General features: G+C 43.5%; 4 protein-coding genes. 2 read left to right on the forward strand and 2 right to left on the reverse strand.

Features of this window, described 5'->3' with window-relative positions; all coding sequences use genetic code 11:
* The first annotated feature begins 424 nt into the window (after positions 1–424).
* Together AC3WRW_RS32865 and nagA are read left to right on the forward strand one after the other, a co-directional pair.
* Entirely contained in the window at positions 425–1,219 is a 795-nt protein-coding gene (locus AC3WRW_RS32865; protein ID WP_492550416.1) for a DeoR/GlpR family DNA-binding transcription regulator, read from the forward strand.
* Positions 1,209–2,354 (forward strand): N-acetylglucosamine-6-phosphate deacetylase, encoded by a 1,146-nt coding sequence (gene nagA / locus AC3WRW_RS32870; RefSeq protein ID WP_492550417.1) that lies wholly within the window; start codon positions 1,209–1,211, stop codon positions 2,352–2,354. Before AC3WRW_RS32865 ends, nagA begins: the two co-directional genes overlap by 11 nt.
* Before the next feature lie 32 nt (positions 2,355–2,386).
* Here the strand turns inward: nagA and map are convergent, their stop codons facing one another.
* Both map and AC3WRW_RS32880 read right to left on the reverse strand, forming a co-directional pair.
* The gene (gene map, locus AC3WRW_RS32875; RefSeq protein ID WP_492550418.1) at positions 2,387–3,133 is read right to left on the reverse strand and encodes a type I methionyl aminopeptidase; all 747 of its coding nucleotides are present in this window, start codon (positions 3,131–3,133) and stop codon (positions 2,387–2,389) included.
* Positions 3,134–3,138: 5 nt separating this feature from the next.
* Entirely contained in the window at positions 3,139–3,741 is a 603-nt protein-coding gene (locus AC3WRW_RS32880) for a TetR/AcrR family transcriptional regulator (RefSeq protein WP_492550419.1), read from the reverse strand.
* Positions 3,742–4,025 lie beyond the last annotated feature (284 nt).

Genomic DNA, 4,025 nt, shown 5'->3' on the forward strand with positions numbered 1-4,025 from the left:
GTATTCTTGGAATTCTTCAATGAAGTTGGAATCATTAAAAAAGATGAATTTTCGATTCATTATTTATTTTCCTTTCTATTTTTGAATATTCCCCATTTATTTCACCTAACGCTTTTTATTCGAAGTTAACAAAATTTTTTGTTAAGTATGTATTCGTTAAACTTCGTAAATTTTCCTTTTTTTGAAAATTCCACGAATCATTGTCGGTTGATAAGAACTTGATGTTATTCCGCCTAAAAAAGTTAAATGCTTTAGTATGCATTAACCCCCACACCCTCTGCTCTTATCTTTCCGTGTAGTTAACCCAACAATTAATATCCAAGCATATATCATCATTTAAAATTAATTAATACTTAAAAATTCTTATAAATCACTTCAATTTACTTATAATATATGCTAAACTTACTTATAAGAGGTGAAGTCAATGTATCAAGAAGAACGATTACTGAAAATACTCGACTATATTAATACACACCATGCGATGAGTGTTATGGACATCTGTACTCTTCTAAATGTATCTAGAGATACAGCTCGAAGAGATATTGTTAAATTAGTACAAGAAGGGGTCGTTATTCGGACACATGGTGGTGTCGCTCTGCCTCAATTGCAGAAGGAAATAGCCTCTTATCAGGAACGTTTAATTGACGAAACAGACAGTAAAAGAAAAATCGGCAAGTTAGCTGCTAAACTGATTCAAGATCGGGAAACCGTCATTTTAGACGTATCAACTACGGTACAATCTGTAGCAGAACAAATTTCAGCTAAAAATATTACGGCTATCACACATTCCATTGACATTGTAGGGATTCTATCAGGTAAAGATGATTTGCAAGTTTATGTGCTCGGCGGCTATTTACATGCCAAGAATCGGTTGCTGTTTGGGCCCTCTGTTATCGATAAGCTAAGAGAATTAAGAGCTGATAAGGCGTTTATCGGAACTTCAGCTATACGAGCCGATGGGCTTTATTTTCCATTCGAAGAGGATGTTTCTGTTAAAAAAGAGATGGCCCGCCGATCAGATCAGGTCATTGTTGTGGCAGATTTTACGAAGTTTACAAGCAAATCTGTTTATCGTTTAGATTTTGACTTTGTAGACATTTTAATTACCGATCAAGAAGTGCCAATTGAAGTAAGAGAAGTGCTCCATAATAAAAACATAACGATTATTCAATGTGAGGAGATAGACAATTTCGAGGAGGCAAACGGAGATGAGTCTTAAAATTTTACACAATGTCAACGTGATTCATGAAGATAACTCTGGTCAAACTGCAACACTTTGGATACGAGACGGGATTATTGAAAAGATAGAAACAGGCCCATCTTCTCTTGCAGAGGGCGATTATGAACTTATAGATGGTCAAGGTCATTTATTAATACCAGGCATGATCGATGTTCATATTCACGGTGCCAATGGGTTCGATATGATGGATGGGAGTGAGACGAGTATTCAGGAGGTTTCCCGGGCTTGTGCAGAAACAGGCTGCACCTCGTTTTTAGTTACTTCCGTCAGCTCGACGATTGAAGAACTTTTAGCCATGATTCGTAGTGTGAAACGTGTCATAGGCCATGAAGCCGGGGCCAAAATTGCAGGGATTCATCTAGAGGGTCCTTACCTGAATCCGAAGCGTAAAGGGATGCAAAACGAACGATTTTTACGACATCCCAATCTGAATGAAATGAAACATATTTTTTACGAAGCAGATGGACTGATTAAAATGGTGACAATAGCCCCCGAATTACCTGGCGGGATGGAACTCATCGCTTTTCTGAAGGAAATGGGAGTCGTTATCGCCGTCGCGCATTCGGATGCCACATACGAGGAGGCCAAGCAAGCCTTTGAAGCTGGAGCGAGTCATGTTACGCATTGTTTCAATGGCATGCGCCCGATTCATCATCGGGATCCCGGTCTGGTTGTAGCTGCCTTTGAAGCCGAACATGTAAGCCTCCAAGCAATTGTAGATGGCATTCATTTGCACCCTGCGATCGTTCGAATGATGCATCGTCTGAAAGGACCGGATGGTATGGTGCTGATCACGGATGCTTTACAAGCCATGGGGCTGGGTGATGGGAATTATTTGTTCGGTGGCCATCATGTTACGGTTTCCGAGGGTGTAGCGCGCCTACAGGATGGGACTTTAGCCTCCAGCACGGTTACAATGAATGAGGCACTGCGTCTAACCGTAGAAACCGGCATTTCTTTCATAGACGCAGTTAAAATGGCTTCAAAATCACCTGCACGAATACTTGGCCTTGATACAATAGGTAAGATCTCCGAGGGCTTTGAGGCTGATCTTGTCTTGTTAGATGAACAATTTCAAGTTCAATGGACAATGATTAAGGGCCAAATCGTATGATGACATGGGAAAAGACTGTCGGCAACAGACCGTTATTGTGCGGTCAAAATAATAGGACCATCCGCTGTAATGGCGATCGTATGCTCGTACTGTGCGGAAAGCGAGCCGTCAGTGGTTCTGGCGGTCCATCCGTCGGCATCAATCGTCATTCTCGCTTTTCCGGCATTTAGCATCGGCTCGATCGTAAGAACCATCCCTTCCTTCAAGCGGAACCCTTTGCCCGGATTTCCGATGTGGGTATAATTTGGTTCCTCGTGCATCTCCCTTCCGACGCCATGACCGAGCAGATCGCGCACCACCGAGTATCCGCTGTTCTCGGCATGGGTTTGAACCCTGTGCATCACATCGCCGATCCGGTTTCCGACGACCGCTTTTTCGATACCAAGATATAAGCATTCCTTCGTTACCCGCATCAAATTCCTGGCTTCTTCCGAAATTTCGCCGACCGCATACGTCCATGCTGAATCGCCGATCCAACCATGGGCTTCCGCAACGATGTCGATTGTGACGATGTCGCCTTCCTTGAGCGGCTTCCCGTTCGGAAAGCCATGTGCAATGACGTCGTTGACAGACGCACATATCGCAAATGGATAGCCGTTGTAGCCTACCGTATACGGCTTGGCGTCATTCTCTTTCAGGAACTGCAGCGCGAACGACTCGATCTCGAGCGTTGTGACACCCGGCCGGATCATACCTGCGATTGCGTGATGAAATGCAGCGACAATGCGGCCGGCTCTTCTCATTTCTTCAATTTCTGCCCTCGATTTCAGGATGACCATGCCATTCATCTCTCCTTTGACTTTATGCCTGAAAAAATCATATCGACAATCCCATCCACATCGATCTCGTTCCGCATATTGTGGTGGATGTTAAGTGTAGTGCAGCCAACAAGCGTACCAAATATGAGATTAGCTGCTTTCTCAGGTGAATTGGAGGCGATTCCCACACGAATCAATTCCACAAACGGTAAATAGATCCGTTCCTGAAACTCATCAAACAGCTTGATGAATCGGTTTCCCGGGAAGTGATGAAAATTATCCGCAACCGTTTTAAGCAAAATAAATACGGATGGGTCCTGGATACACTTCTGCAACAGTAGCCTGGAGAACGACTCCGCTTTAACCAAACTGCCGTCCTCCCCCGTCAAAGCGGGCAGTACGGCCGACTCCGCTCGACTCAGGGCATCCCACAATAAATCTTCCAAAAGCATGTGCTTATTTTTGTAGTAATGATACACAGTTCCGTAACCTAACTCTGCCTTGACCGCAACATCGCGTATTTCCAATTGAATGCCCTTCTCCAAATATACGTCCGCAGCCGCTTGCATAATTTGGTCCATCCGCATCTCCCGGATCGCATCATTCTGTTCTTTGGTACGTGGTGACATGGCTCCTCCTTTTTTGACCTGCTGTAATGTCAATGTAAAAACAATATACATCATTTAGAAGTTAGGATCAAGCGGAGAGATCCCAAACGGCAGAAAAAAATGCCTAGTCCATGGACAGGCAATGTTGTGAGAACTATAGGGCCCTATTTGAGCGAAATGGGCTGCTTGTTAGCTGCAAATGGAACTACAGGGTCTTATTCGCCATAAAATGATGGTAGACTTTTCTGTATACACACACTAAGGAACAACCTTTATAATAAATACAACAATAAAGGTTAGAGGTG

Source organism: Paenibacillus sp. FW126-R14 (assembly GCF_058789495.1).

Coding starts and splice junctions, on each gene's coding strand:
- AC3WRW_RS32865 (WP_492550416.1), top strand. CDS start 425: ATGTATCAAGAAGAACGATTACTGAAAATACTCGACTATATTAATACA.
- nagA (WP_492550417.1), top strand. CDS start 1,209: ATGAGTCTTAAAATTTTACACAATGTCAACGTGATTCATGAAGATAAC.
- map (WP_492550418.1), bottom strand. CDS start 3,133: ATGGTCATCCTGAAATCGAGGGCAGAAATTGAAGAAATGAGAAGAGCC.
- AC3WRW_RS32880 (WP_492550419.1), bottom strand. CDS start 3,741: ATGTCACCACGTACCAAAGAACAGAATGATGCGATCCGGGAGATGCGG.